Raw genomic sequence first — 26,289 nt, 5'->3', positions numbered from 1 at the left:
GGGGTCGGGTTGCGTTCGCCGTGCGCGAGCAGGAGGCGTCGTCCCGCTCAGGGCGACGCGGTCACGCGCTCCCAGAGCTCGTCGACCTGCCGCCTCGTGGCATCCAGGGTCGTGCTCGTGTCGATCACGACGTCGGCGAGGGCGAGACGCTCCTCATCACTGGCCTGCGATCCGATGCGTGCCCGGGCGTCCTCCTCGCTCAGGCCGCGGATCTCGACGAGACGCTTCACCCGCTCCCCCACGGGTGCATGCGCCACCACGACGAGATCCCAGGCGTCGCCCGCACGTGCCTCCGCGAGCAAGGGCACGTCATAGACGACGACCGCGTTCGGATCTGCGGCGAAAGCCGCCTGGAAGCGCCGCTGGGACTCGACGCGCACGGCGGGGTGCACGAGCGCGTTCAGCGCCGCGAGCCGGTCCGGATGCCCGAAGACGATCGTGCCGAGCGCCGGCCGGTCCAGGGACCCGTCGGACCGGAGCACCTCCGCTCCGAACTCGGCGGAGATCGCCGCCAGGACGGGCGATCCGGGTGACTGCACCTCCCGGACGAGCGCGTCGGCATCGATCACGACGGCTCCGTGGTCGGCGAGGGCGGCCGCGATGGTGGACTTACCCGAGGCGATCCCACCCGTGAGCGCGAGAAGAGGCACTCGATGAGGATGTCACATCCTCGCTCCGCGCGATCCGCCGGCCCCGTACATCTTCCGGTCGATCAGAACCCGAAGTCCCCGCCGAAGTCGCCACCGAAGTCCGCGCCCACATCGCCGCCGGCCCCCGGTTCGATGCCCCCGGCATCCGCCGCCCCCGCATCCGGGGCTCCGACGTCGGCCGCGTCACCTTCCGCCGCGCCGTCGGCGTATCCCGCGTCGGAGCCCGGGTCGAACATCGCCCCGACGAGCGCGGACCCCACGACGTAACCGCCGATCGTTCCCAGCATCGACGCCCCCAGCATCGAACCGAAACCCGGTCCCCCCGAGAACGACCGTCCGCCGAAGGTGCGCTCCATGAAGCCGGGTTGGGAATACTCCGCCCTGGTCGCAGCCCGCGCGAGCGTGGCCGGGTCGTCGTTCGCGGGCCGCTCGGAGGGCGAGAGACCCGACGACAGGTCCTGCAGCACCTGCTGGCGTTGCGACGGAGTCAACTTGCCGAAGGCTTCGGCGTGCACCTGCTCCACGGTCTCGGGCGGGGCCGTGCGCAGCAGGTATCGGTAGCGATCGACCGCTTGGCGGTCCTCGTCGGATCCGGATGCCACGGCACCCCCGCCCGCAGCCGGCGGCGGGGCATAACGCCCATCGGCGTCGCGCAGCTCGCTCGCGCCCGAGGTCCGCGGCTGAGACGCCGCGGAGCGCGAGGGCGAGTCGTCGCCGGAGCCGAACAGTCGGTCGAGAAAGCCCATGATGCATCACCTTCCGGATCGTGTGGTCTCACGGTAGACGGCTCACCCGCTCGCCGGCGGGGGCTTGCCGTCGATGCGACGGGGTGTTCCTTCACCCTCGCCGCGCGATCGCCTCGCTCGTCCACCGGGCCAGCAACGCCCACGGGTCGTCGACCCCGGCCGCCAGGCTCAGAACATATTCGTCCAGCGCGGGAGAACGCCGGAACCACTCCGTCCGCGCATACCGTTCTTCCTCGAAAGTCGCGTGACGTCGTCGCTCGACAAGGCGGTCGCCCCGCTCGAAGGCGAGCAGCTCATCGTGCCAGATGGCGGCCAAGCGCTGCCGGGGCTGCGCCGTCGTGCCGATCTTGATGCGGTCTCCGAAACGCAGGTAGTAGACCACGTCGACGCGGGGACGGGGCAACTCGTCGTCGATCGGATCGCCGTGGCGCCACTCGCACACCGCGCACAGCCATCCGCTCGGCCAGCGCACACCGAGGCGCGATCCGCACAGCCGGCACGGCGCGGGAAGGAGATCGGTCACCCCGTCTCGCGCGCTGACCCAGTCCGCACTGACCGCCGCGTGCCACGCGCACAGCGACACGGGCGCGGCGGGGTCGACCGGATGGGCGCACGAGTCGACGAGACAGACGAGGGCGGGCATGTGGTCACGCTAGTCCCGACCTCCGACATCGTCTCAGTCGTCGGTGTCGGGGACCTCCAACAGCAGGAAGAGACCGGCGTACGGTCCGAGCTCGAGGGAGAAACTCTGCAACTCGTCGACGCGTCCCACGACATCACCCGTCGCCGCATCCACCGCCGTGCTCTGCGGAACGAGGTACTCCGACCGGACGGTGCCCTCGATGGTCTCGCCCGAGAAGTTCAGCACCGTGATCTGCAGGGGAGCGTCGTCGGCGCGGCGATCTCCCCCGTCGAGCCGGTGCACCATGACGAGCATGCTGGGGTGCCCGACTTGCGGGATGTCCACCTGCGAGGCGATGGCGATGCCGTGGTCGCCCCGGAGGCGCAACACGTCGCGCAGACCGGACAGGAACGATTCCGGGTCGCCCTGCTGGTCGCCGAGCGATCCGTACAGGGAGCGGGCCCGTGGCATCCCCGAGACCGATGACGCCGCCTCCGGCGCGACGTCGAGCAGGTCGTGGGCTCCCCGTTCGATCCAGCGCGTATCCCCCGACGCGATGAGGTGGCGCACCTCGTCCGCGCGAAGGGTGAGCGATCCGGTGAGGTCCCACCCGGACAGGGCGAAAACGCCCGGCTGCCACGAGTTGTACTTCGCCAGCAGCAGGTGCGCGTCGCGGATGGCGGGGACGTCCGCCTCGGTGATGTCGTCCAGGGCGGCCTTGCCCTGCGTGGCGGCGATGAGGGACGCCGTCGTGCAGGCGATGCCGTTCTGGGTGAAGACGAGGTTGTAGTCGGCGTCGACCGTGAGCTTCTCGGTCAGGTCGGCGCGCACCAGCTCCGCGATCTCCCCGCCGGTGTGCTCGGAGTGGCGGAAGGGGTACACGGTGTCGCGGTGCGTCGTGGCCCAGTGCACGAGTTCGTAAGTCAACTCGTCGTGGTTCTGCATGCCATGCACGAGCTGCACCGGCTCGACACCCGTCTCCAGAGCCGTGTTGAGTGCGAGGCGCAAGAACTCGGTGTTCGCGGTCGCCAGGGCATGGTGGTAGCCCGGGCGGGTGACGAAGTCGTAGGAGAGGTCCGCTCCCACCGCGCCGGTGTCGCGGATGTCCTCCATCGTCAGGTTCAGCTCCTGGAAGGTGAAGCCGCCGACCTTGCGAACCATGCCCGCGATGATGTGGTTCGCCGCGTGCGACAGCGGGTGCCCCTCCGACCACGCCGGGAGGCCTTCGGCGCTCTTCTCGACGCCGAGGAAGCCATTGGCATCCAGACGCAGGGCGCTCGTTCCGAGGTCGCCCAGGGAGTGCAGGGCGTCGCCGATCACGAGCCGCATCCCCGCGAAGGTGGGGTCGAGCCAGTTGATCGACGGCTGACCCTCCTTGAAGTAGTGGAGGTACACCCACCGACGCTCGAGGCCGTCCGTGCCGACGACGGGAGCCGTCACGCTCCAGTTGGTCTCCTTGACCCCCGGGGTGTAGAAGATGACCCGCTGCAGTTCGCCGATGATGTAGCCACGAGCACTCAACTCACGCTCGGTCTCGGCGTCGAGGTTCACGGAGTCCCGCCCCGCGGGCACCTCGGGAAGCAGCTCCCAATCCTCGCGCGGGATTTCGACCATGTGGTAGATGCCGGGGTAGTCCTTGTAGGCCATCTCGGCGAGACGGAAGTCAGCGCCCTTGCCGGTGTGGCCGGGCACGATGTCGTCGATGACGCTGCCGCCGTGCGACTCCGCCACGTCGGCGACGCGTCGGAACGCATTCTCGTCGCCGAATTCCGGGTCGATCTGCGTGCTGATGCGGTCGAAGTGCCCGTCGACGCTCGGAGTCTCCTGCCAACCGGTGATGCCGCCGGCTCGCTTGACGGGGCCGGTGTGGATGCCGTTGATGCCCACCCATTGGAAGGCTTCCCAGAGCGCCTCGTCACCCAATGCGTCCAGGAACGACTCCCCCCGGCCGGGTGATGAGCGAGATCGGGTAGGCGGTGAACCACACGTCCGTGGACTCGATCGCCCGCCGTGCGTCCGGGCGCGCGTACGGGTTACGCCACATCGACGGCTGACCCGACAGCTGCCGGCTCAGGACGTCGGCGTCCTTCAGCATGGACTGCCTCACGAGCCATTCCACGTACGACGGGTTGAGCCCGTTGGCATTTCGGGGGTCGGTGAGGAATCGGCGCAGCGTCCCGCCGCGGAACTGGTCGCGCGGGCGCAGGCGCCGGGGCCGAGCCGGGTAGCGCTGCTCGTCGTAACTGATCTCGGTGACCGCTTCGACGGCCTCCTCGACCTCGACCGGGTCAGATGTCGCCCTCTCGTCGTCCGTCATGCTGCGCTCGCCGGCATCGTCCACTCCCGACCTCCCTCACGTCTGATTCGACGCTAGTCGGTCCGACCGACAACGCGTGCAGGCATTGACCTGCGCGACGAGAGCACTGACTGTTCCGATCATCGCGACGCGGACCGCAACGCCCCCACCGCCAAGCCCATCGACAGAGCGCACATCGCGAGCACCGCGCCGAGGAACCATCCCCACCCCGCCTCGCCGTACACGACGCCGAGCGCCCATCCGAACACGCTCGACCCCGCGTAGTACCCGAGGTAGTAGAGCGAGGACGCCTGTGCGCGCGCTTGCGGCTCCGCCGCGACGGGCGTCCACCCGGATGCCACGGCGTGCGCGCCGAAGAACCCTGCCGTGAAGGCGATGAGGCCAACGACCACGACGGCGGTCGCGGGCACGAACATCAGGGCTGCGCCGCCGGTCATCACGAGCGAGCAGCCCAGCAGCACGGGAAGTCGACCGTGACGAACGGCCAACGCGCCCGCACGCGGCGACGACACGGTGCCGGCCAGATACGCGAGGAAAAGCGACGTGACGACGGCCGGAGACAGGGAGAACGGAGACTCGCTGACGTGGAAACCGAGGTAGTTGTACACAGCGACGAAGGCGCCCATGAGCAGGAACCCTTGCGCATACAGGGCGAGCTGCGCGTTCGAACGCAGGTTGAGCCACAGCCGACGTACGGTCGACGGTCCCTTCGTCGTCCGCAGGCGACCCGGCACGAAGCCCCTGGACGCCGGCACGAGCGCGAGGAACAGGACGGCCGCGACGAGACACAGCAGGACGACGGATGCCACTCCCCAGCGCCACCCCGCGGCCTCGGCCACCCACCCCGAGACCACCCGACCCGACAACCCGCCGACCGTGGTTCCCGCGATGTACGACCCCGCCGCCGCCGCGACGTATCGCGCGTCGACCTCCTCACTGAGGTAGGCGAGCGCCACCGCCGGAACCGCGCCGAGCGCCGCCCCCTCGAGAAGGCGGAGCAGGAGCAGGGTCCCGAGATCATGCGCGAACGGAGTGATCGCGCCGAGGACCGTCGCGAGAACGAGGCCGATGCTCATCGCGGGGACGCGACCCACGCGATCGGCCACCGTCGACCAGGGGATGACCGCCGCGGCCAATCCGAGAGTGGACGCGGACACGGTGAGCGCCGCGTTCGACGGCGAGGTGTGAACATCGGCCGCGATGGTCGGCAGCACGGCCTGGGTCGCGTAGAGCTGCGCGAAGGTGGCGACGCCGGCGAAGAACAGTGCGATGAGCAGACGTCGGTACTCACGGCTCCCCGGTACGTGCCCAGAGAAGTCGCCCACCCGTTCGACACTAGTTCGGGTCGTGTGGGTGCGGCGAGCTGTCTATGTCCACGCCCCGAGTGCGGGGTGCGTACCGGTGCTCGTCATCCCGGGGCGAGACCGGGTGGATCTCCCCCCCCCCCCCCGGGTGGGGCGCCTCCGAGTGGGGCGCCTCCGAGCGGGGCGCCTCCGAGTGGGCGCCTCCGAGCGGGCGCCTCCGAGTGGGCTCACCCGGCTGGAGGCGTGCCGGCTGTTGCGGTACCCCAGCTGAGGGGCTGCCGGCTGGCGTGCCCGACTGCGGGGCGCCCGGGTGTGGCGTGCGCCTTGGGATAAGTGCCTGTATATGCGAAATGGCCACCCAGCGTTGGGTGGCCATTTCGGTAAAGGAAGTCCGGCGGTGTCCTACTCTCCCACAGGGTCCCCCCTGCAGTACCATCGGCGCTGAGAGGCTTAGCTTCCGGGTTCGGAATGTGACCGGGCGTTTCCCTCTCGCTATGGCCGCCGAAACACTATTGATGTGTTCGTAAACCAACAACGATATTCATTGTTGTGTTCTCGACCGTACATCGAGAACCACTCAGTGGACGCAAGCACCAAAAACAGGTGTGTTATCAAGTCATCGGCTTATTAGTACCGGTCAGCTTCACGCATTACTGCGCTTCCACATCCGGCCTATCAACCCAGTAGTCTGGCTGGGAGCCTCTCACCCACAAGGGGTATGGAAGTCTCATCTTGAGGCCGGCTTCCCGCTTAGATGCTTTCAGCGGTTATCCATCCCGAACGTAGCTAATCAGCGGTGCTCCTGGCGGAACAACTGACACACCAGAGGTTCGTCCAACCCGGTCCTCTCGTACTAGGGTCAGATCCTCTCAAACTTCCTACGCGCGCAGCGGATAGGGACCGAACTGTCTCACGACGTTCTAAACCCAGCTCGCGTACCGCTTTAATGGGCGAACAGCCCAACCCTTGGGACCTACTCCAGCCCCAGGATGCGACGAGCCGACATCGAGGTGCCAAACCATGCCGTCGATATGGACTCTTGGGCAAGATCAGCCTGTTATCCCCGAGGTACCTTTTATCCGTTGAGCGACAGCGCTTCCACAAGCCACTGCCGGATCACTAGTCCCGACTTTCGTCCCTGCTCGACCTGTCAGTCTCACAGTCAAGCTCCCTTGTGCACTTACACTCGCCACCTGATTGCCAACCAGGTTGAGGGAACCTTTGGGCGCCTCCGTTACATTTTGGGAGGCAACCGCCCCAGTTAAACTACCCACCAGGCACTGTCCCTGAACCGGATCACGGTCCGAAGTTAGATATCCAGAGTGACCAGAGTGGTATTTCAACAATGACTCCACACTCACTGGCGTGAATGCTTCACCGTCTCCCACCTATCCTACACAAGCCACACCGAACACCAATACCAAGCTGTAGTAAAGGTCACGGGGTCTTTCCGTCCTGCTGCGCGTAACGAGCATCTTTACTCGTAATGCAATTTCGCCGAGTTCGCGGTTGAGACAGTTGGGAAGTCGTTACGCCATTCGTGCAGGTCGGAACTTACCCGACAAGGAATTTCGCTACCTTAGGATGGTTATAGTTACCACCGCCGTTTACTGGGGCTTAAATTCTCAGCTTCGCCTTGCGGCTAACCGGTCCTCTTAACCTTCCAGCACCGGGCAGGCGTCAGTCCGTATACATCGTCTTGCGACTTGGCACGGACCTGTGTTTTTAGTAAACAGTCGCTACCCACTAGTCTCTGCGGCCACCACACCCTTTCGGAGCTAAGTCCTAATAAGTGGATGGCCCCCCTTCTCCCGAAGTTACGGGGGCATTTTGCCGAGTTCCTTAACCACGATTCTCTCGATCTCCTTGGTATTCTCTACCTGACCACCTGAGTCGGTTTGGGGTACGGGCAGCTAGAACCTCGCGTCGATGCTTTTCTCGGCAGCATAGGATCACCCACTTTTTATCCGCATCGTGTCTCAGCCTGCATGACTCCCGGATTTGCCTAAGAGTCGGCCTACGCACTTGCACCAGGACAACCATCGCCTGGCTTGGGCTACCTTCCTGCGTCACACCTGTTAATACGCTAGCCGCACCAGCATGGGGTCGAGCGTTCACACGGACGACCATCACCCCGAAGGGATCCGGAACATTCCGAGCTAGGACTCTTAGCACCACTGGATTGACTGGGGCGGTTCTTCGCCGGTACGGGAATATCAACCCGTTGTCCATCGACTACGCCTGTCGGCCTCGCCTTAGGTCCCGACTTACCCAGGGAAGATTAGCTTGACCCTGGAACCCTTGGTCTTTCGGAGGACGTGTTTCTCACACGTCTTTCGCTACTCATGCCTGCATTCTCACTCGTGTAGCGTCCACGGCTGGGTCACCCCGCCGCTTCACTCGCCACACGACGCTCTCCTACCCATCAACACGGCTGGACCACGAAGGCCTACCAAAAATGTCAATGCCACAACTTCGGTGGCGTGCTTGAGCCCCGTTACATTGTCGGCGCGGAATCACTTGACCAGTGAGCTATTACGCACTCTTTCAAGGGTGGCTGCTTCTAAGCCAACCTCCTGGTTGTCAAAGCAACTCCACATCCTTTCCCACTTAGCACGCGCTTAGGGACCTTAGTTGGTGGTCTGGGTTGTTTCCCTCTCGACTATGAAGCTTATCCCCCACAGTCTCACTGCTGCGCTCTCACTTACCGGCATTCGGAGTTTGGCTGACGTCAGTAACCTTGTAGGGCCCATCGGCCATCCAGTAGCTCTACCTCCGGCAAGAAACACGCAACGCTGCACCTAAATGCATTTCGGAGAGAACCAGCTATCACGAAGTTTGATTGGCCTTTCACCCCTATCCACAGCTCATCCCCTCAGTTTTCAACCTAAGTGGGTTCGGTCCTCCACGACGTCTTACCGTCGCTTCAACCTGGCCATGGATAGATCACTTCGCTTCGGGTCTAGGACACGCGACTGAAATCGCCCTATTCAGACTCGCTTTCGCTACGGCTACCCCACACGGGTTAACCTCGCCACGTATCGCTAACTCGCAGGCTCATTCTTCAAAAGGCACGCTGTCACCCCTACAAAGGAGGCTCCAACGGTTTGTAAGCAAACGGTTTCAGGTACTATTTCACTCCCCTCCCGGGGTACTTTTCACCTTTCCCTCACGGTACTTGTCCGCTATCGGTCATCTGGGAGTATTTAGGCTTATCAGGTGGTCCTGACAGATTCACACGGGATTTCTCGGGCCCCGTGCTACTTGGGATACTCTTCACGCCAAGAACAAGCATTTCGACTACGGGGTTCGCACCCTCTATGACCGGCCATTCAAAACCGTTCGTCTATACCCTCTTGTCACGTCGACTGTCCGGCAGAACAATCCGAAAAGTCCCACAACCCCCCACACGCAACCCCTGCCGGGTATCACACGCATGAGGTTTAGCCTGATCCGGTTTCGCTCGCCACTACTCACGGAATCGCTGTTGCTTTCTCTTCCTGTGGGTACTGAGATGTTTCACTTCCCCACGTTCCCTCTACCCGCCCTATATATTCAGGCGGGAGTCACCAGGTACGCACGCGCCCTGGCGGGGTTTCCCCATTCGGACACCCTCGGATCAAAACTCGCTTATCAGTTCCCCGAGGCTTATCGCAGATTGCTACGTCCTTCTTCGGCTCCAGATGCCAAGGCATCCACCGTTTGCTCTTAAAGACTTGAAATCACATGAGTTGAATCGTCAAAAAATTGACTAATGATCTTTAAGATCATCTTCACCACACAACCCCAAAGAGTTGCATGGAAGATGCTCGCGTCCACTGTGTAGTTCTCAAAGTACGGGCGGAACCCACCCCAGCCACCGGAACACCGGCACCAGAACAGGCCCAAGAGGAACAAACACCAACCACCCCAGCCTTCCGACTAGCGCGATCAGCGCCCGGCCCCTCAGGACCCAACAGCGTGCACGCCCCACCAGCGTGAGCCCCCACCGTTCCGACCACCGAAGTGATGTACTAAGCAGAAACCCCCACCAAAAAGGCCTCGTCAAATGTTCCACCCATGAGCTAACCAGCAGCACACATTCGGTGCTGACCTGGCGCCTGGACACCCACGATCCCGAAGAACCCCGAGTGCCAGATGCTCCTTAGAAAGGAGGTGATCCAGCCGCACCTTCCGGTACGGCTACCTTGTTACGACTTAGTCCTAATTACCGATCCCACCTTCGACGGCTCCCTCCACAAGGGTTGGGCCACCGGCTTCAGGTGTTACCGACTTTCATGACTTGACGGGCGGTGTGTACAAGACCCGGGAACGTATTCACCGCAGCGTTGCTGATCTGCGATTACTAGCGACTCCGACTTCATGAGGTCGAGTTGCAGACCTCAATCCGAACTGGGACCGGCTTTTTGGGATTCGCTCCACCTCACGGTATTGCAGCCCTTTGTACCGGCCATTGTAGCATGCGTGAAGCCCAAGACATAAGGGGCATGATGATTTGACGTCATCCCCACCTTCCTCCGAGTTGACCCCGGCAGTATCCCATGAGTTCCCACCATTACGTGCTGGCAACATAGAACGAGGGTTGCGCTCGTTGCGGGACTTAACCCAACATCTCACGACACGAGCTGACGACAACCATGCACCACCTGTTCACCAGTGTCCAAAGAGTCCCGTATTTCTACGGTGTTCTGGTGTATGTCAAGCCTTGGTAAGGTTCTTCGCGTTGCATCGAATTAATCCGCATGCTCCGCCGCTTGTGCGGGTCCCCGTCAATTCCTTTGAGTTTTAGCCTTGCGGCCGTACTCCCCAGGCGGGGAACTTAATGCGTTAGCTGCGTCACGGAAACCGTGGAATGGTCCCCACAACTAGTTCCCAACGTTTACGGGGTGGACTACCAGGGTATCTAAGCCTGTTTGCTCCCCACCCTTTCGCTCCTCAGCGTCAGTTACGGCCCAGAGATCTGCCTTCGCCATCGGTGTTCCTCCTGATATCTGCGCATTCCACCGCTACACCAGGAATTCCAATCTCCCCTACCGCACTCTAGTCTGCCCGTACCCACTGCAGACCCGAGGTTGAGCCTCGGGATTTCACAGCAGACGCGACAAACCGCCTACGAGCTCTTTACGCCCAATAATTCCGGATAACGCTTGCGCCCTACGTATTACCGCGGCTGCTGGCACGTAGTTAGCCGGCGCTTTTTCTGCAGGTACCGTCACTCACGCTTCTTCCCTGCTAAAAGAGGTTTACAACCCGAAGGCCGTCATCCCTCACGCGGCGTTGCTGCATCAGGCTTCCGCCCATTGTGCAATATTCCCCACTGCTGCCTCCCGTAGGAGTCTGGGCCGTGTCTCAGTCCCAGTGTGGCCGGTCACCCTCTCAGGCCGGCTACCCGTCGACGCCTTGGTGAGCCATTACCTCACCAACAAGCTGATAGGCCGCGAGCCCATCCCAGACCGAAAAATCTTTCCAACCCCCACCATGCGGAAGGAGCTCATATCCAGTATTAGACACCGTTTCCAGCGCTTATCCCAGAGTCCAGGGCAGGTTGCTCACGTGTTACTCACCCGTTCGCCACTGATCCACCAAGCAAGCTTGGCTTCACCGTTCGACTTGCATGTGTTAAGCACGCCGCCAGCGTTCATCCTGAGCCAGGATCAAACTCTCCGTAAAAGAAAAAAACCACAACCACCGGGAAAACGGCGACCGCAGCGAGTTCGAAACTGACCAAAGAGAAACATCATTACTGACGTATCCATCGCCAACCCCCAAAAGGATTGGTCTTTGATCGAAAGGAATTTCTCGCAATCCAACAAAAGTCAGACCGACGAGGAATAAATTGGCATTTGACAAGTGCACGCTGTTGAGTTCTCAAGGAACGGACGCACCCACAGAAACGATCTCTCGACCTACCCGTGAGGCAGTTCACTTCTATAACAGCCCTTCGCGCCCGGTTCCGCAGTGGGATCTGAGAAGATCAACCTCGGGGACCAGCCGAACGGCCGACCAAAACCATGCACCATCTGGAGGAGGTTTTGGGTGGTTCGCCGCTTGAGAGGAAGCGGGGCCTTTCGGCCGCTCCGCTCTCCCCTGTGGGGCGAACAGGTAAAACATTACGTCGAGACTCCGGATCGGTCGAATCGACACCTCACCCCGGGCGTGTCGCGCTCCCCAGCCGCCGAACGACGCGGTGAACGACGAGGGCCCGGCCGACGTGACGTCGACCGGGCCCGCATAGTCCGGCGCTCTCCCGGAACGGGGATCAGGCGTTCGCTGTCTCGGCGCTCTTGTCCGCCGGCAGCGGCCACAGCGCGTCGAGCAGCTGACGTACCCAGGCGATGAGGTTCGCGTCGTCGGCATCCTGCGGGAGCGGCACCACCATGGCATCCCCTCCCGCCACCAGCTTCGCCTTCGGGTACAGCCGCTGCAGGCGCACCCGCATCGACTCGGCGAGATCGGCGGGCGCGATGCGCAGATTCGAGCCCATCGCGACGACGTCGGCCAGCCCCGCCTGAGCCGCGCGCCGACGCAATCGGGCGACGGCGATGAGTCCCTCGACCTCCGCGGGCGGCTCGCCGTAGCGGTCGCGCAGCTCTTCGACCACGAGGTCGATCGCGTCGTCCTTGGCGGTGGCGGATGCCGCAGCCGACAGCTTCTGGTACGCCTCGAGGCGCAGCCGCTCACTGTCGATGTAGAACTCGGGCAGACGCGCGTCGACCGGCAACTCGAGGCGCAGTTCGGTGGGACCGTCGACGTCCTCCCCGCGGAACGTCGACACGGCCTCGCCGATCATGCGCAGGTACAGGTCGAAGCCGACGCCGGCAATGTGCCCGGCCTGCTCGGCGCCGAGAAGGTTTCCCGCCCCGCGCAGTTCGAGGTCTTTGAGCGCCACCTGCATGCCGGAGCCGAGGTCGTTGTTGACGGCGATCGTCTCGAGGCGGTCGGCCGCGGTCTCGGACAGCGGCTTCATCTCGTCGTACAAGAAGTACGCGTACGCGCGGTCGCGCCCACGACCGACGCGCCCGCGGAGCTGGTGCAGCTGCGACAGACCGTACTTGTCGGCGCGGTCGATGATGATCGTGTTGGCGTTGGAGATGTCGAGACCGGTCTCGATGATCGTCGTCGACACGAGCACGTCGGCGCGGCGCTCCCAGAAGTCGTCGACGACCTGCTCGAGCGCGTGCTCGCCCATCTGTCCATGCGCGACGACGATGCGCGCCTCGGGCACGAGCTCGGCGAGGTGCGCGGCCACCCGCTGGATCGACGACACGCGGTTGTGCACGTAGAACACCTGTCCCTCGCGCAGCAGCTCGCGGCGGATGGCGGCGGCGATCTGCTTGTCGTTGCGAGGACCGACGTACGACAGGATCGGATGCCGGTCCTCGGGCGGGGTCGCGAGCGTCGACATCTCCCGGATGCCGGTGACCGCCATCTCGAGCGTGCGCGGGATGGGCGTCGCGCTCATCGCGAGGATGTCGACATTGGTCTTGAGCTTCTTGAGCTGATCCTTGTGCTCGACGCCGAAGCGCTGCTCCTCGTCGATGATCATCAGCCCGAGGTCTTTGAAGATGACCTTCTCGGTGAGGATGCGGTGCGTGCCGATGACCATGTCGACCGTGCCGTCGGTCAGGCCCGCGAGTGTCGCCTTCGCCTCTTTGTCGGTCTGGAAGCGCGACAGCGGGCGCACCGTCACGGGGAATCCGGCGAAGCGCTCGGCGAAGGTCTCGAGGTGCTGCTTGACCAGCAGCGTCGTCGGCACGAGCATGGCGACCTGCTTGCCGTCTTGGATGGCCTTGAAGGCTGCGCGCACGGCGACCTCGGTCTTGCCGAAGCCCACGTCGCCCGAGAGCAGGCGGTCCATCGGGATCGGCTTCTCCATGTCGGCCTTGATCTCGTCGATCGTCTGCAGCTGATCCTGCGTCTCGGCGAACGGGAAGGCCTCTTCGAGCTCGCGCTGCCACGGGGTGTCGGGGCCGAAGGCGTAGCCCTTGGATGCCATGCGCGCCGAGTACAGCTTCACCAGCTCGACCGCGATGTCGCGGACGGCCTTGCGGGCGCGCCCCTTGGCCGCGGCCCAGTCGCTGCCGCCCATCTTGGACAGGGTGGGCGCCTCGCCGCCGACGTACTTCGACAGCAGGTCGAGCTGATCGGTGGGCACGAAGAGTTTGTCGCCCGGGTAGCCGCGCTTGGACGGGGCGTACTCGAGGACGAGGTACTCCTTCGTCGTCTTCACGGCGTTGCGCCCCCCGCTGGAGACCTCGCGCTGCGTCAGCTCGATGAACTTGCCGATGCCGTGAGTGGCGTGCACGACGACATCGCCCGGCTTGAGCTGCAGCGGGTCGACGACGTTGCGCCGGCGCGACGCCAGCTTCTTCACCCCGCGGTTGTCGCCGCTCACCGACCGCCCGTAGAACTCCGTCTCGGTGATGACGGCGAACTGCGCCTCTGAGAGCTCGAAACCGCGCTCGAGCGGTGCGCACACGACGTGCGCCACCCCGGGCTCGGGCACCGTGCGCACGTCGTCGACGCGGCGCGCGGCGATCCCCCGCTCGGCGAGAACGTCGCGGGCGCGGTCGACCATGCCGGGTCCGGATGCCGTGACCACCACCGACCACCCGTCGGCGAGCAGCTGGCCGACGTGGGCCGTCGCGCCGTCGACATTGCCCTGGAACGACGGCACGGCGTCGGCCTTGATGCGGTGAGCGGAGGCGTCGCCGACGACGAGACCCTCGTCCTTGGCATCCGCCGCGCCCGAGTCGAAGGCGCTGAGCTGCCACCAGACTCCCCCGCGACCACTGGCCCGCTCGTGCAAGTCGTCGAGGGTGACGAAGTCGCCGGAGTCGAGGTCGACCGGGGTGTCCGCACCGGCGGTGGCCGCCGACCAGGCGGCCTCGAGGAACTCGCGATTGGTGTCGCCGAGGGTCGTCGCGCGGGCGAGCGAACGCTCGGGGTCGACGAGGGCGACCGCACTGCCGCCGGGCAGGTAGTCGACAAGGGTGATCAGGTCGTCGACGAGCACCGGGATGAGCGATTCCATGCCCTCGGCGGGGATGCCCTCGGCCATCTTCTCGAGCAGCTGCCGGAGCCCCGGGTAACCGTCGCGCAGCTCGGCGGCGCGCGCCCGCACCTCGGCGGTGAGCAGCAACTCGCGGCTGGGCACGAGGGTGACCGTGGTGACCTCGCCCGGCAGCGAGCGCTGATCGGCGACGGAGAAGGCGCGGATCTGGTCGACCTCGTCGCCGAAGAACTCCACGCGATACGGGTGGTCGGCCACCGGCGGGAAGACGTCCAGGATGCCGCCGCGCACCGCGAACTCGCCGCGACGCGACACCATGTCGACGCGGTGGTAGGCCAATTCGACCAGGCGCATCGTCACCGTCTCGAGCTCGTGCCCGCGACCGCCGACGACGAGCTCGACCGGTTCGACACCGCCGAGGCCGGGGGCGAGGGGCTGGAGAGCGCTGCGGACCGACGCGGTCACGACGAGCGGAGTCTCCCCGTCCCAGGCGGCGATCCGGCGCAACACGTCGAGGCGCCGACCGACCGTCTCGGGGCTGGGGCTGAGGCGCTCGTGCGGCAGCGTCTCCCATGCGGGGAAATGCAGCACGTGGGCACCGGGGAGCACGGCATCCAGAGCCGGCCCCAGGGACTCGGCGCGGCGCCCGGTCGGGGCGATCACGAGCACGGCGCCGGGCTGCCCCGCGGCACGCCGCCGCTCGACGAGCCCCGCGATGACGGGGGCGTCGAGGCCGTCGACGAGGGAGAGAGAAAGGTCGGCGGATGCCGCGGATGCGGCCTCGCGGTACGACTCAGCCTGCTCGAGGGCGCGCACGATCCCGGGAATTGTCACTCGGATGAGTGTACGCGGGGGCTCCGACATCGGGCCGAGTCGGGCACGGCGGGGGTGTCTCGTAGAGTGACGGCATGACCTCCCCGAGCGCGCCGAACGGCCCGGTCTTCGCCGCGCCGCACGTGGCGCCCCCGGTCGGAACGCTTCTCACTCCCCCGCCACCCCACCGTCGCCGGCGCCCCCTGGGCGTCTGGGCGCTGGTGCTGTCGGTCGTGGCCACCGTCCTGACATCCGCCATCGGGGGCTTCGCGGCGTTCCGGACCGCCCGCGGCGCAGGGCCGGGGCTCGAGACGCTCCCCTCGGGCGCGCTGGACTGGCGCGTCCTCTCACCGGTGCGCGAGGTCGTGCTCGTCGGCGAGACCGCCTTCTGGGCGGGCACCGTCATCGGCGTCACCGCGCTCGTGCTCGGCACCATGGCGGCGGTGCTGCGGTCCGCGCGCGGAGCGGGTATCGCCGCCATCGTCGTCGCGGCGCTGGGCCCGGCGGTCTTCGGCGGTCTGGTCGCCGTCGGTCTCGTGGCGGGACTGGCGACGATGTCGGGCGGGACGACCGCGGTCTGACCCCGCTACCGCGCCGAGAGGCGGGCGTCCACCCCTCCCGGCTCGCGCCGCCCGCGTGCCTACACTCGCGGCGACGGGTGCGACGCGCCCGCCGGACACGGAACCGGGCGCACCCGCCCGCCGACACCAGAGGAGCATCCCGTGAGCACCACACCGCCTCCGCCGGAGCCGTACACCCCTCCCCCCACGCGCAGCGAGGTTCCGGCGGCGCCGGGTGGATATGCGGCTCCCGCGTACGCCCCCGAGCACCGGGCGCCGGTGTCGAAGAGGCTCGGCATCATCGCCTTCGTCGCCTCCCTTCTCGCCGTCGTCGTCGGTGCGATCCTGGCCTACACGGCCGGGCTGCAGGCCGCGGGCATCGCGCAGTACGTCGATCCCTCCGCGGGGCAGGTCGATCCGGAGTCCCTTCCCCCGGAAGTCCAGCAGTCCGCCGTCGCCGTCGCCGGTCTGTCGGTCGCCGCGTTCGCGATCTACGGCATCCTGGGCCTCTGGGGGTTCATCCAGGGCATCATCGCAGCGGTCAAGAACCGCGGCCGCGGCTGGGGTATCGCCGCGATCATCATCGCCGTGCTCGGCGGGATCGTGGTCATCGCCGCTCTCAGCATCGGTGCGGCGGCCGGTGTCGGCTCCACCCTGTAACTGCTCGACCCCGAAGACCCCGTCCTCTCCGAGGTCGGGGTCTTCTCTTTCGTGCCCCTGACACGGTGTGAAGGCGTCGAGCCGGGTGCCGTCCTTCGGTACGTGCGTCGGCCCGTCGGCCTCGGCGACGCGCGGCCGGCCGTCGACGGTGCTCCGGCGATCGGAGGTCGCGAGACCGTGGGGCCCTCCCGGTAGTCCGCGCACGCGCGGGCCGGTACGACGCTGCCGACGCCGACGCGGGCGACCGCGAGGTGAGCGGCCGGCCTCGATGGCGGCAGACGGACGCGGACGCGGGCGACCGTGAGGTGAGCGGCGAGGCCCAGCCCTTTTCCGCTACGGGCAGACGGACGCCTGCGGAGCCGAGCCCGTCGAGGCGTCGAGTCCGAGCCGACGACGAGATCGCCGGCCCGTCACGCCCGGGTCAGGTGAAGAAACCTCGCCCGTCGCTCAGGCGCGAGGGGCGTGGAAACGCTGCTGCGCGGGGACCAACCCCTGATCGACGAGCAGCTCCACGGCATCCGCGGCATCCGAGACGAGGATGGGCAGGGTCTGCCGTTCGGTCGCGCTGAAGGGGTCGAGCACCCAATCGGCGGGGTCCTGACGACCCATCGGGCGGCCGATGCCCACCCGCACGCGCGGGAAGTCGGCGGTACCGAGCGCCTTAGCGATGTCGCGCACACCGTTGTGCCCGCCGTGGCCGCCACCGGTCTTGAGCTTGATGGTGTCGTAGGGGATGTCGAGCTCGTCGTGGACGACCACGACATGATCCGCCTCGACCCCGTAGAAGCGGGCGAGATTCGCCACCGGCCCACCCGAGACGTTCATGAAGCAGTTCAGCTTGGCGAGCACCAGCTTGGACGCCCCCGGGCGGAGCCACGTCTCGACGACGCGCGCGTTGGCCTTGTGCGCGCGAAACGCCTCGCGGCGACGCGCCGCGAGTTCGTCCATGACCATCTGCCCGACGTTGTGACGGGTCGCCTCGTAGCGCGGCCCGGGGTTGCCGAGACCGACGATGAGCCACGTGTCCGCCATGGCATCCATCCTTCCCGATGCGTCGATCCGCATCGCGCCGGGTCGCGAGAGAGCCCGGATACAGAGAACGAGGGGGCGCGAGAACGCGCCCCCTCGTCGTCGGCGGGCCGGATCCCGCGCGGGATTACTTGTCGTCGCCCTCGGCGGCGGACTCGGCCTCTTCGGACTGCTCCTCGGCGACCTCGGCGTCGGCCTCGGCGATCTCCGCGTCGGCGGCGATGGTGTCCAGCGGCACCGACACGGCGACGATCAGGGTCTCGGGCTCGGTCACCAGGGTGGCGCCCTGGGGCAGCTTCAGGTCGGCCGCGGTGATCTGCGTGCCGTCCTCGGCGCCCTCGACGTCGACCTCGATGTTCTGCGGGATGTGAGTGGCCTCGACCTCGAGCGACACGGTGGTGTTGTCGAGAGTGGCGATGGTGCCGGCGAAGGGCTCACCGGTGACGACGACGGGAACGTCGACCGAGACCTTCTCGCCGGCCTTGACCACGAGCAGATCGATGTGCTCGATGATCTGACGCACAGGGTCCTTCTGCACGTCCTTGACGAGCACGAGCTGACCCTTGCCGGCGATGTCGAGGTCGAGCAGCGCGTTGGCACGGCGGATGAGCAGCGCGACCTGGTGGCCCGGGAGGGCGACGTGCTGGGGGTCGGTGCCGTGACCGTAGATGACGGCGGGGATCTTGCCCGCGGCGCGGAGGCGGCGAGCGAAGCCCTTACCGAAGTTCTCGCGGAGCTCCGCGACGACCTTGTTGTCTTCCGACATGATGTTCTCCTCGCGGGCTCGTGGTCCCGCAGCTTGTGAGCGGACGTGGCCCGCACCTGTGTGGTCTGGATTCGACTCGAACGCGAGCGCGTGAGGAAAGCCGGGGAGCCTGCATCACCGCGTCGATCACGGATGCCACGTGCACCGGTCGGTGCGCGGCACTCCCTCGCCGAAGTTCCCCGGAAGTCTACCAGCGCGCGACGCCCCGCACGACCCGTGCGCGGGTGCCGCACCCTCTCGAGGCGCAGCCGGGCGGACCGCGACGGTAGGATCGGACAGCCACATCGACCCGGAGGATCATCATGGATAGCGGCTTCTTCTCTCACGTCCTGCTCTGGGTGGTCGGCGGAATCGCCACGATCGGCCTCGTCGGCACCGTGGGCGCGCTGTTCTCGATGGGGCGCAACGCGGGCTACAAGAAGCACTGACGCCGACCCGCGGGGACCGACCCCGCCGGGGTCGCCACGTCGTCCGAGCAGGACGCGCGGCGGCGCGGACGCCCCGCGGCCTGTTCCCGCCGAACTGCTCAGGCGGCGTCGAACGCGAGCGCGACCTTCGACGACTGCGAAGCGTCTGCCGCGGTCGCGAAAGCCGCCAGAGCATCGGATGCCGGAAACACGTGCGTCACGATGCCCTCGACATCGAGCAGGCCGCCGGCCAATGCCTCCAGCACCGACGAGAACTCGTCACCGAAGCGGAAAGACCCCGTCAGCGTCAGCTCGCGCGTGATGGCCGTCGCCAGGGGCGCCGTCACGCCGCCGGCCGCCTGCAGGCCGAGCATGACCACCGTTGCCCCGCGACCCGCAGCGGCGATGGCGGAGGCAAGGCCCGGCACCGTTCCGCTCGATTCGATCACGACGTCGGCGTGAAGCGTCGCGATGGCGTCTTCGTCGCGCGCGTCGAGCACCCGCGCCCCGCGGGCGGCGGCGAGCGACCGCGGGAGCGCGTGCAGATCGGTGGCGACCACCTCGGCCGCCCCGTGGTGGCGGGCCACCGCGACGGCGAGCAGGCCGATGGGCCCCGACCCGATCACCGCGACCCGGCGTCCCGCGACCTCGCCCGCCCGTTCCACGGCGTGCCACGCGACGGCGGCGGGTTCGGCGAGCACGGCGGTCTGCAGATCGAGACCGGTCGGCAGCGGAAACAGCATGCGCGTCGGAAGAGCGACCCGCGACGCGAACCCGCCCTGCGTGTGGGGAAGGTGCATGGCCGAGCCGAGGTACGTCGACGCGGGCGCGAGGTTGGGGCGCTCGGCCGGCCAGGGCGTGACGCCGTCGCCGTGCGGGGTCAACGGGTGCACCGCGACAAGCGTGCCCTCGGCGGGCCCCGTCCCGTCGGCGGCGGCGCGCACGACGACGCCCGACAGCTCGTGCCCCAGCACCAGCGGCTCGCGCAGGATCGACGCACCCGCGGCGCCGTGCCGCCAGTAGTGCAGGTCCGACCCGCAGACGCCCCCGTACGCGACCGCGACGACGGCTTCGTCGGCATCCGGGGCGGGCTCTCCGATGTCTTCGATGCGCAGGTCGTCGGCGGCGTGGGCCACCACGGCGAGGTTCGTCATGAGTGCTCCTCAGAGGGTGGGGGTACGAAGACGCAGAGGGCCGATGACGACCTCGACGGTCTCACCGGCGTGGATGGGCGCCTGCGAGAACGGCGCGCCCATCATCACGATGTCGCCCGGGCCGAGGGTCGTCCATCCCGCGACATATGCGAGGCACTCGCGCAGCGACATCGGCAGGGCGGCCGACGACGTCTCGGCGCGCTCCACGCCGTCGGCGAGAAGAGCCATCGGCAGGTCGTCGTCGATCGAGAGGTCGGTGTCGATCCACGGCCCGAGGGGTGTGTACCCCTCCCCCGACTTCGACTCGAAGTTGCGGGGATCGAACACCGACCGGTCGGGGCTCGACAGGTCGTTCACCGCGGTGATGCCGAGCACGTAGGCGTGCGCGGTCTCGGCGGTCAGGCCGGTGGTGTCGCGCCCGATGACGACGGCCACCTCGGCCTCGGCCACGGTCTGGCCGGCGTCGCGACGCAGGGACACCTCGCGCCCCGTCGCGGTCACGGTGCGCGGGCTCTTCAGCCACGCCTGCACCGGCGACGCGTGGCCGGGGCCGTTCTGAGCGATGCCGACGACGACGGTGGGCGTGCACGGGGCGGCGAGCTCGCCGTCGACGGGGGCGGCGGCATCCTGAGGCTCCGCGCCCGCCGCGAACGCGGCGTACGGGTCGGTGATCGGGACGAATCGACCGTCGTCGGTGACGCGCACGGTCGTCGCCCCGTTCGAAGTGGTCACACGGGCGATGCGCATCAGACCACCGCCGTCATTCCGCCGTCGACGTAGATCGTCTGGCCGTTGACGAAGTCACTGGCCGAGCTCGAGAGGAACACCAGCGTCCCCACCAGATCGCTGGTGTCCCCCCATCGGCCCGCCGGGGTACGGGTGCGCACCCACGACGAGAACTGCTCGTCGTCGACGAGGGCCTGGGTCAACTCGGTGGCGAAGTAGCCGGGCGCGATGGCGTTGGCCTGGATGCCGTGCGGCGCGAGGTCGGCGCACAGGCCCTTCGTCAGCATCGCGATGGCCCCCTTCGTCGCGCCGTACGCGGCGATCGAGGGACGCGCGAGCTGCGACTGCACGCTGCCGATCTGCACGAGCTTGCCCGAGCCGCGGGCGATCATCCCGGCAGCGACCCGACGCGAGACGTAGAACGCGCTCGACAGATTCGTTCGCACGAGGTCGTCCCAGTCCGTGTCGGCGAACTCCGCGATCGGTGCGCGGCGCTGCACGCCGGCGTTGTTGACGACGATGTCGGGCACGCCGTGGGCCTGCTCGATCGCGGAGATCCCGGCATCCACCGCGGCCGAGTCCCCCACGTCGAACGTCGCGACGTGGGCACCCACCCCGGTCGACGCCGAGATCTCGTCCGCGGCACGGCCCGCCGTCTCGGCATCCCGCCCGTGCACGATCACCGTCGCACCCGCCTCGGCGAGCCCCTGCGCGAGGGTGCGGCCGATCCCGCGGCTCGACCCCGTCACCAGGGCGAGGCGGCCGGTCAGGTCGAAGGCGCCGGTCATCGGATGGTCCGGACGGTGACGGTGGTGGCGTCCACGCCCTCGCCGGCCTCTTCACGCGAGACCTTGATCGCGTCGTCGGTGCGGGTGAGGTCGCGGCGCAGGGTCTCGGGAACGAGGAACGTCGAGGCGGTGGTGATGAGAGCGAGCGTGGCCATGTAGATGGCCAGGAGCAGCCAGTTCGCCCCGCTGACGGCGATGATGTAGGCGCCCAGCACGCCCGCGAGGCCACCGGCGAGGACGGCCGAGATCTCGCGTGCCATCGCCACGCCGAGGTAGCGGTGACGGTTGCCGAAGAGCTCGGGGAGCATGGCGCACTGGGGTCCGAGCATGGAGTTCACCGCGACGCCGATGCCGATCGCGATGACCGCGATGGTGATCGGGTAGCTGCCGAGCGAGATGAGCCACCAGGCGGGGAATGTGAACAGCAGCATGAACAGCGCGCCCGCGCGGTACACGGTGCGCCGGCCCATCCGGTCCGACAGCGCGCCCGTCAGCGGCACCGAGAAGATGCCGATGAGGGATCCGAGCGTGACACCCCAGGTGAGCAGGCTCCGGTCGGCCTGGCCGCCGACGGAGGCGACGAAGAACGACAGCGCGAGGGTGTTGAACATGTACGAGCCGCCGTTCTCGGCCATGCGCAGGCCGATGCCGACGATGACGCCCGGAAGGCCCCGCGTGAAGATGTCGCGGATGGGACGCTCGGCGATCTGCTCGGTCTTCTCGAGCTCGATGAACGTCGGCGTCTCGCGGAGGCGCATGCGGATGAACAGCGCGAGCAGGATCAGGACGAACGAGGCGAGGAAGGGCACGCGCCAGCCCCAGCTGAGCAGCTGGTCTTCGGGCAGCAGCGAGATGAGGCTGAAGACGACGGCCGCCAGCAGCGTTCCCGCCTGGATGCCGATGAACGGCAGCGCCGAGAAGAAACCGCGACGCTTCACCGGGGCGTACTCGGCCATGAGCACCGTGGCGCCCGCCTGCTCGGCGCCGGCGCCGAAGCCCTGCAGCAGGCGCATGATCACGAGCAGGATCGGGGCGAGGATGCCGACCGCGTCGTACGTGGGCAGCAGACCGATCGCCGTGGACGCCCCGCCCATCAGCAGGATCGTGATGACCAGCACCCACTTGCGCCCGAGCTTGTCGCCCATGACGCCGAAGAAGAGCCCCCCGAACGGGCGGGCGAGGAAGCCGACGCCGTAGGTGGCGAAGGCGGCGACCGTGGCGAGGGCCGGGTCGTCCTGCGAGAAGAACAGGACGTTGAAGATCAGCGCCGTCGACAGTCCGTAGAGCGCGAAGTCGAAATACTCCAGCGCGCTGCCGATGCTCGAGGCGAGCGTCGCGCGCCGCAGGTTCGCGGCGTATTCGGGGTCATCCGTCGGCTGCGGCGTCGGTGTGGATGCTGTGGTCACGGCCATCTCCTTCGATCGGCTGGGGTCTTGCGACGAGCCGACTGTACCAACCCGCTGTACCGAGTTCAATATGTTGAACAGAAATGTGCCGACGAGTTTCGGCCAGGCCGATGCGCGACGACCCGTCAGGCGGCGGACGGCGTGATCGGCCGATTCCGGGCCATCGCGGGGCGCGCACCGCCGAGGCGGCGGCGCGGCAGCCGCGGGCGCGCGCGAACAGGACGGCGGGCGCCCGCCGTCGGCGCGCGAGAACAGGAGATCCTTCGGAGACAGGCCCACCCCGCACCCGCAGGCCCTGTTCTCGCCCGATCCCCTACCCCGACGCGCCCCCGGCGCTCGACTCAGGCCGAGCGCGACGCGCTGAACGGGTTCGTCAGCGCCGCGGCGGCTTCGCGCAGGGCGGCCCCGACCCTCTCGAGGCGCTCGGGCACGGCATCCGCCACCGGGATGCCGACGCCCAGGGCCAGCTGCGGGTCGCCCGGCGCCCAGCCCTCGAGCGGCACGGCGACACCGACGATGCCGCGGAACGACTCCTCCTCGTCGACCGACCAGCCCCGCGTCCGCGCGGCGGCGAGCTTGGCCAGCACGCCGTCGACGTCGACCGTGCTGTGTTCCGTCAGCTGCGGCAGGGGCCGCGCTCGCGACAGCAGGTCGCGGACCGTCTCGTCGTCGCGCGTCATCAGCAGCGCGCGGCCGGTCGCCGACAGCGCCGCGGGCAACCGCGAGCCCAGCGGCGTGCCGAGCCTCACCGAGCGCGACCCCTCGTAGCGGGCCAGGTACAGCGCGTCGAGGTCGTCGAGCATCGCCACCTGCACCAGCTCACGCGCCAGCACGGGCGACGACTCGCACACGGCGTAGAACTCGCGGATCTGATTGAACTGCGCCGCGAAGGCGCCGCCGAGCTCGGCCGTGCGGATGCCGAGGCGGTAACCCGACGCGACGCGCTCGATCATGCGGCCGCCCTCGAGCGACAGGCAGAGGTTGGCCGTCGACGACTTGGCGAGGCCGAGCCCCGAGGCGAGTTCCGTCAGCGTCAAGGCGCGCCCCGCCTCGGCCAGCATCTCGAGCAGCCGGATGCTGCGCCCGACCGCCGGTGCAGGGTCGCGCGCCAACGCGCTCGCGTCATCGACACTCATCGCGGCCTCCCTCGTGCGCGTCGTCGACGCGGGAACCGGGATCGCGCCGACGCGACGCGTCAGTAGAACTCGACCGTATCGACAACGGCGCGCAGCGGCTGGCCGTCGAGCAGGCGTGTGGCGTTCTCGGCGAAGCGTCGCGCGATGCGCTCCTCCTCTTTGCTGCTCAACGCGGCGGTGTGAGGACTCACGAGCACGCGCGGGTGCGACCACAGCGGCGACGCACTCGGCAGGGGCTCGACCTCGAAGACGTCGAGGGCGGCGAAGCCGACCCGCCCGTCGTCCAACGCCGCGAGCAGCGCTTCCTCGTCGATCACGGTGCCGCGCCCGACGTTGGCGACGATCACGCCCGGCTTGACCGCGGCGAACACCTCGGCCCCGATCAGGTGGTGCGTCTGATCGGTGCCCGGGAGGGTGACCACGATGGCATCCACCTCGGCCACCGCGCTCGCCAGGTCATCGAGGGGAACGAGGCGGTCGACGCCCTCGACCGGCGCGCCCGTGCGCGTGGTCCCCCACACCTGGGCCCCGAGGGCGTGGAACCGCCGCGCACACTCCGAGCCGATGCCGCCCAGGCCCACCACCAGCACGGTCATCTCGTCGATCTGCCGCATCTCCCAGCGGTCGGGCCACCGGCGAGCCGCTTGGTCGTCGGCGAGTCGGGGCAGGTCTTTGGCGCCGGCGAGCACGCCGAAGACGGCGAACTCGGCCAGGGGGCCGCCGTGGACACCCGCGCTCGTGGTGAACTGCACACGCTCGAGGTCGGCCGGATCGAGCCCGGCGGCCTTCACCTGTCCGCCGCCACCCGCGGCGGTGGTCATGACCCAGCGGAGCCGCGGGTTGGCGGCGACGGTGCGCGCGAGAGCGGCGGGCTCGACGTCGGGGATGCCGAAGAGGGCGTCGGCCGAGTCGACCATCTCGTCGAACGCGCGCTGTTCGTCGTCGGTGCGCACGTGCGCCGGATCGCCCGACCAGTCGGCGGGACCCCGCATCGGGTGGGTCAGGCGCGCGTCGCGCACGAGCTCCAGCCGGGGCTCCAGGCGCTCTATGAGGCGGCAGTGCTCTTCGCTCAGGGGTACCGCGACCACCGCGCGTAGGCTCTCGTGTGTCGACATCGTCGTCTGTCCCTCCGCCGCGATCGGTCTCGGACCGCGCGGTCTTTCGAATCGTCGTTCACCATACTGAACCCTGTTCAACCCGTTGTCCAGCCGATAGGATGCCGACATGACCCCGCTCGACGAAGAGACCGGCCGTTCCGCTTCCGCCTCCGACCTCCGTCTGGGGGTCTGGGGCCTCGGCGCGATGGGCGAGCCGATGGCGCAGCACCTCCTCACCGCGCGTGGGGCACTCACCGTGCACGCACGACGCGAGCGGCCGGCCCTCATCGACGCCGGCGCCGTGTGGGCGACCACCGCGAGAGATCTCGGGGCCGCCACCGATGCGGTGCTGGTCATGCTGCCCGACCTCCCGCAGCTCGAGGAACATCTCGACGGAGCCGACGGGCTGCTCGGGGGCATCGGCGACCGGCCGTACCTCATCATGATCGGCTCCACCTCGTCGCCCGTGGGCGTCCGAGAACTCGCCGCGCGGCTCCCCGACACGGTGCGCCTAGTGGACTGCCCCGTGTCGGGCGGAGAAGACGGCGCGAAGGCCGGAACGCTCTCGATCATGCTCGGCGGAGACCCCGACGACACCGACCGCGCGGCCTCGCTGCTCGCGCCGTGCGGCACCCCGGTCCGACTCGGCCCACTCGGCGCGGGCGAGGTCGCCAAGGCCTGCAACCAGCTCGTCGTCGCCGCCACGATCATGGCCCTGGGCGAGGCGACCGAGCTCGCCGCGCGTTCCGGCGTCGACCCCGCGGCCCTGTGGCACCTGCTGGGCGGCGGCTACGCCGGCTCGCGACTGCTCGAGAGCCGTCGCGAGAAGCTCGTCTCGGGCGACGACTCCCCCAGCGGCATCGCGGAGTACATGGTCAAAGACCTGCGCTTCGCCAACGACATCGCCGCGGCCACCGACACCCGTCCCGCGCTGTTGCCGGCGCTGCGCGCAGCCTTCGACGAGATCGTCGAGCGGGGGCTCGGCGGTCGCGACATCGCGGTCACGCGCCGCTTCACCGCTGAGCGCAGCTCCTCGGGTACTCCGTCGCCCTCCACGAGCTGAGGATGTCGAGCCGCCCTCATCCGCGGCGAACG

General features: G+C 67.6%; 17 protein-coding genes, 3 rRNA genes and 1 pseudogene. 4 read left to right on the top strand and 17 right to left on the bottom strand.

Features of this window, described 5'->3' with window-relative positions; all coding sequences use genetic code 11:
- Positions 1-47: 47 nt before the first annotated feature.
- From coaE to mfd, 9 genes and pseudogenes are all read right to left on the bottom strand, one after another.
- The gene (coaE, locus tag QE392_RS10525; RefSeq protein WP_307451413.1) at positions 48-650 is read right to left on the bottom strand and encodes a dephospho-CoA kinase; all 603 of its coding nucleotides are present in this window, start codon (positions 648-650) and stop codon (positions 48-50) included.
- 62 nt (positions 651-712) lie between these two features.
- The gene (locus tag QE392_RS10520; protein WP_307451412.1) at positions 713-1,396 is read right to left on the bottom strand and encodes a hypothetical protein; all 684 of its coding nucleotides are present in this window, start codon (positions 1,394-1,396) and stop codon (positions 713-715) included.
- 91 nt (positions 1,397-1,487) lie between these two features.
- Entirely contained in the window at positions 1,488-2,039 is a 552-nt protein-coding gene (locus QE392_RS10515; RefSeq protein ID WP_307451411.1) for a GIY-YIG nuclease family protein, read from the bottom strand.
- A 33-nt stretch (positions 2,040-2,072) separates the two neighbouring features.
- A pseudogene (gene treS / locus QE392_RS10510) lies at positions 2,073-4,359 on the bottom strand (maltose alpha-D-glucosyltransferase).
- 95 nt (positions 4,360-4,454) lie between these two features.
- Positions 4,455-5,660: an MFS transporter gene (locus QE392_RS10505; RefSeq protein ID WP_307451410.1), complete on the bottom strand. Its 1,206-nt coding sequence runs from the start codon at positions 5,658-5,660 to the stop codon at positions 4,455-4,457.
- Positions 5,661-6,028: 368 nt separating this feature from the next.
- Positions 6,029-6,145, bottom strand: a 5S ribosomal RNA gene (gene rrf, locus QE392_RS10500).
- Positions 6,146-6,246: 101 nt separating this feature from the next.
- A 23S ribosomal RNA gene (locus tag QE392_RS10495) occupies positions 6,247-9,361 on the bottom strand.
- A gap of 426 nt (positions 9,362-9,787) precedes the next feature.
- Positions 9,788-11,309 (bottom strand): 16S ribosomal RNA (locus tag QE392_RS10490).
- The 16S, 23S and 5S rRNA genes sit together here, the layout of an rRNA operon.
- A gap of 589 nt (positions 11,310-11,898) precedes the next feature.
- Positions 11,899-15,486: a transcription-repair coupling factor gene (mfd, locus tag QE392_RS10485; RefSeq protein ID WP_307451408.1), complete on the bottom strand. Its 3,588-nt coding sequence runs from the start codon at positions 15,484-15,486 to the stop codon at positions 11,899-11,901.
- A 74-nt stretch (positions 15,487-15,560) separates the two neighbouring features.
- Between mfd and QE392_RS10480 the strand changes: the two genes are divergently transcribed.
- A complete protein-coding gene (locus tag QE392_RS10480; protein ID WP_307451406.1) occupies positions 15,561-16,046 on the top strand; it encodes a hypothetical protein in 486 nt (161 codons plus the stop codon).
- A 141-nt stretch (positions 16,047-16,187) separates the two neighbouring features.
- Entirely contained in the window at positions 16,188-16,685 is a 498-nt protein-coding gene (locus tag QE392_RS10475) for a hypothetical protein (protein ID WP_307451404.1), read from the top strand.
- A gap of 447 nt (positions 16,686-17,132) precedes the next feature.
- Here the strand turns inward: QE392_RS10475 and pth are convergent, their stop codons facing one another.
- Together pth and QE392_RS10465 are read right to left on the bottom strand one after the other, a co-directional pair.
- Entirely contained in the window at positions 17,133-17,717 is a 585-nt protein-coding gene (pth, locus tag QE392_RS10470; protein WP_307451402.1) for an aminoacyl-tRNA hydrolase, read from the bottom strand.
- A gap of 124 nt (positions 17,718-17,841) precedes the next feature.
- On the bottom strand, positions 17,842-18,480 hold the full coding sequence (locus QE392_RS10465) for a 50S ribosomal protein L25/general stress protein Ctc (protein ID WP_307451399.1): 639 nt from the start codon (positions 18,478-18,480) through the stop codon (positions 17,842-17,844).
- Between the two features lie 302 nt (positions 18,481-18,782).
- Here QE392_RS10465 and QE392_RS10460 point away from each other — a divergent pair, with 302 nt between their 5' ends.
- Positions 18,783-18,908: a hypothetical protein gene (locus tag QE392_RS10460; RefSeq protein ID WP_307451397.1), complete on the top strand. Its 126-nt coding sequence runs from the start codon at positions 18,783-18,785 to the stop codon at positions 18,906-18,908.
- A gap of 98 nt (positions 18,909-19,006) precedes the next feature.
- Here the strand turns inward: QE392_RS10460 and QE392_RS10455 are convergent, their stop codons facing one another.
- From QE392_RS10455 to QE392_RS10430, 6 genes are all read right to left on the bottom strand, one after another.
- Positions 19,007-20,041, bottom strand: coding sequence for a zinc-binding dehydrogenase (locus tag QE392_RS10455; protein ID WP_307451395.1), 1,035 nt, complete (start codon positions 20,039-20,041; stop codon positions 19,007-19,009).
- A 9-nt stretch (positions 20,042-20,050) separates the two neighbouring features.
- The gene (locus tag QE392_RS10450; protein WP_307451394.1) at positions 20,051-20,773 is read right to left on the bottom strand and encodes a fumarylacetoacetate hydrolase family protein; all 723 of its coding nucleotides are present in this window, start codon (positions 20,771-20,773) and stop codon (positions 20,051-20,053) included.
- A gap of 14 nt (positions 20,774-20,787) precedes the next feature.
- Complete coding sequence (locus QE392_RS10445) at positions 20,788-21,555, bottom strand: SDR family oxidoreductase (protein ID WP_307451391.1); 768 nt, start codon at positions 21,553-21,555, stop codon at positions 20,788-20,790.
- Positions 21,552-22,967, bottom strand: coding sequence for an MFS transporter (locus QE392_RS10440; protein WP_307451389.1), 1,416 nt, complete (start codon positions 22,965-22,967; stop codon positions 21,552-21,554). Before QE392_RS10440 ends, QE392_RS10445 begins: the two co-directional genes overlap by 4 nt.
- A gap of 335 nt (positions 22,968-23,302) precedes the next feature.
- Positions 23,303-24,097 (bottom strand): IclR family transcriptional regulator, encoded by a 795-nt coding sequence (locus QE392_RS10435; protein ID WP_307451387.1) that lies wholly within the window; start codon positions 24,095-24,097, stop codon positions 23,303-23,305.
- Between the two features lie 59 nt (positions 24,098-24,156).
- Complete coding sequence (locus QE392_RS10430) at positions 24,157-25,212, bottom strand: D-2-hydroxyacid dehydrogenase (RefSeq protein WP_307451385.1); 1,056 nt, start codon at positions 25,210-25,212, stop codon at positions 24,157-24,159.
- A gap of 109 nt (positions 25,213-25,321) precedes the next feature.
- On the opposite strand from QE392_RS10430, the gene QE392_RS10425 reads away from it, so the two are divergent.
- Positions 25,322-26,257 (top strand): NAD(P)-dependent oxidoreductase, encoded by a 936-nt coding sequence (locus tag QE392_RS10425; RefSeq protein ID WP_307451383.1) that lies wholly within the window; start codon positions 25,322-25,324, stop codon positions 26,255-26,257.
- Positions 26,258-26,289: the final 32 nt, after the last annotated feature.

Source organism: Microbacterium proteolyticum, assembly GCF_030818075.1.
Taxonomy (GTDB): domain Bacteria; phylum Actinomycetota; class Actinomycetes; order Actinomycetales; family Microbacteriaceae; genus Microbacterium; species Microbacterium proteolyticum_A.
Note: the sequence above shows the minus strand (reverse complement) of the source record. Positions and strands in the feature narration are given on the sequence as shown.

Excerpts from the sequence above, each read along its gene's own strand:
- QE392_RS10520 (WP_307451412.1), bottom strand. The coding sequence starts at position 1,396 with ATGGGCTTTCTCGACCGACTGTTCGGCTCCGGCGACGACTCGCCCTCG.
- QE392_RS10515 (WP_307451411.1), bottom strand. The coding sequence starts at position 2,039 with ATGCCCGCCCTCGTCTGTCTCGTCGACTCGTGCGCCCATCCGGTCGAC.
- QE392_RS10480 (WP_307451406.1), top strand. The coding sequence starts at position 15,561 with ATGACCTCCCCGAGCGCGCCGAACGGCCCGGTCTTCGCCGCGCCGCAC.
- pth (WP_307451402.1), bottom strand. The coding sequence starts at position 17,717 with ATGGCGGACACGTGGCTCATCGTCGGTCTCGGCAACCCCGGGCCGCGC.
- QE392_RS10465 (WP_307451399.1), bottom strand. The coding sequence starts at position 18,480 with ATGTCGGAAGACAACAAGGTCGTCGCGGAGCTCCGCGAGAACTTCGGT.
- QE392_RS10460 (WP_307451397.1), top strand. The coding sequence starts at position 18,783 with ATGGATAGCGGCTTCTTCTCTCACGTCCTGCTCTGGGTGGTCGGCGGA.
- QE392_RS10455 (WP_307451395.1), bottom strand. The coding sequence starts at position 20,041 with ATGACGAACCTCGCCGTGGTGGCCCACGCCGCCGACGACCTGCGCATC.
- QE392_RS10445 (WP_307451391.1), bottom strand. The coding sequence starts at position 21,555 with ATGACCGGCGCCTTCGACCTGACCGGCCGCCTCGCCCTGGTGACGGGG.
- QE392_RS10440 (WP_307451389.1), bottom strand. The coding sequence starts at position 22,967 with ATGGCCGTGACCACAGCATCCACACCGACGCCGCAGCCGACGGATGAC.
- QE392_RS10435 (WP_307451387.1), bottom strand. The coding sequence starts at position 24,097 with ATGAGTGTCGATGACGCGAGCGCGTTGGCGCGCGACCCTGCACCGGCG.
- QE392_RS10430 (WP_307451385.1), bottom strand. The coding sequence starts at position 25,212 with ATGTCGACACACGAGAGCCTACGCGCGGTGGTCGCGGTACCCCTGAGC.
- QE392_RS10425 (WP_307451383.1), top strand. The coding sequence starts at position 25,322 with ATGACCCCGCTCGACGAAGAGACCGGCCGTTCCGCTTCCGCCTCCGAC.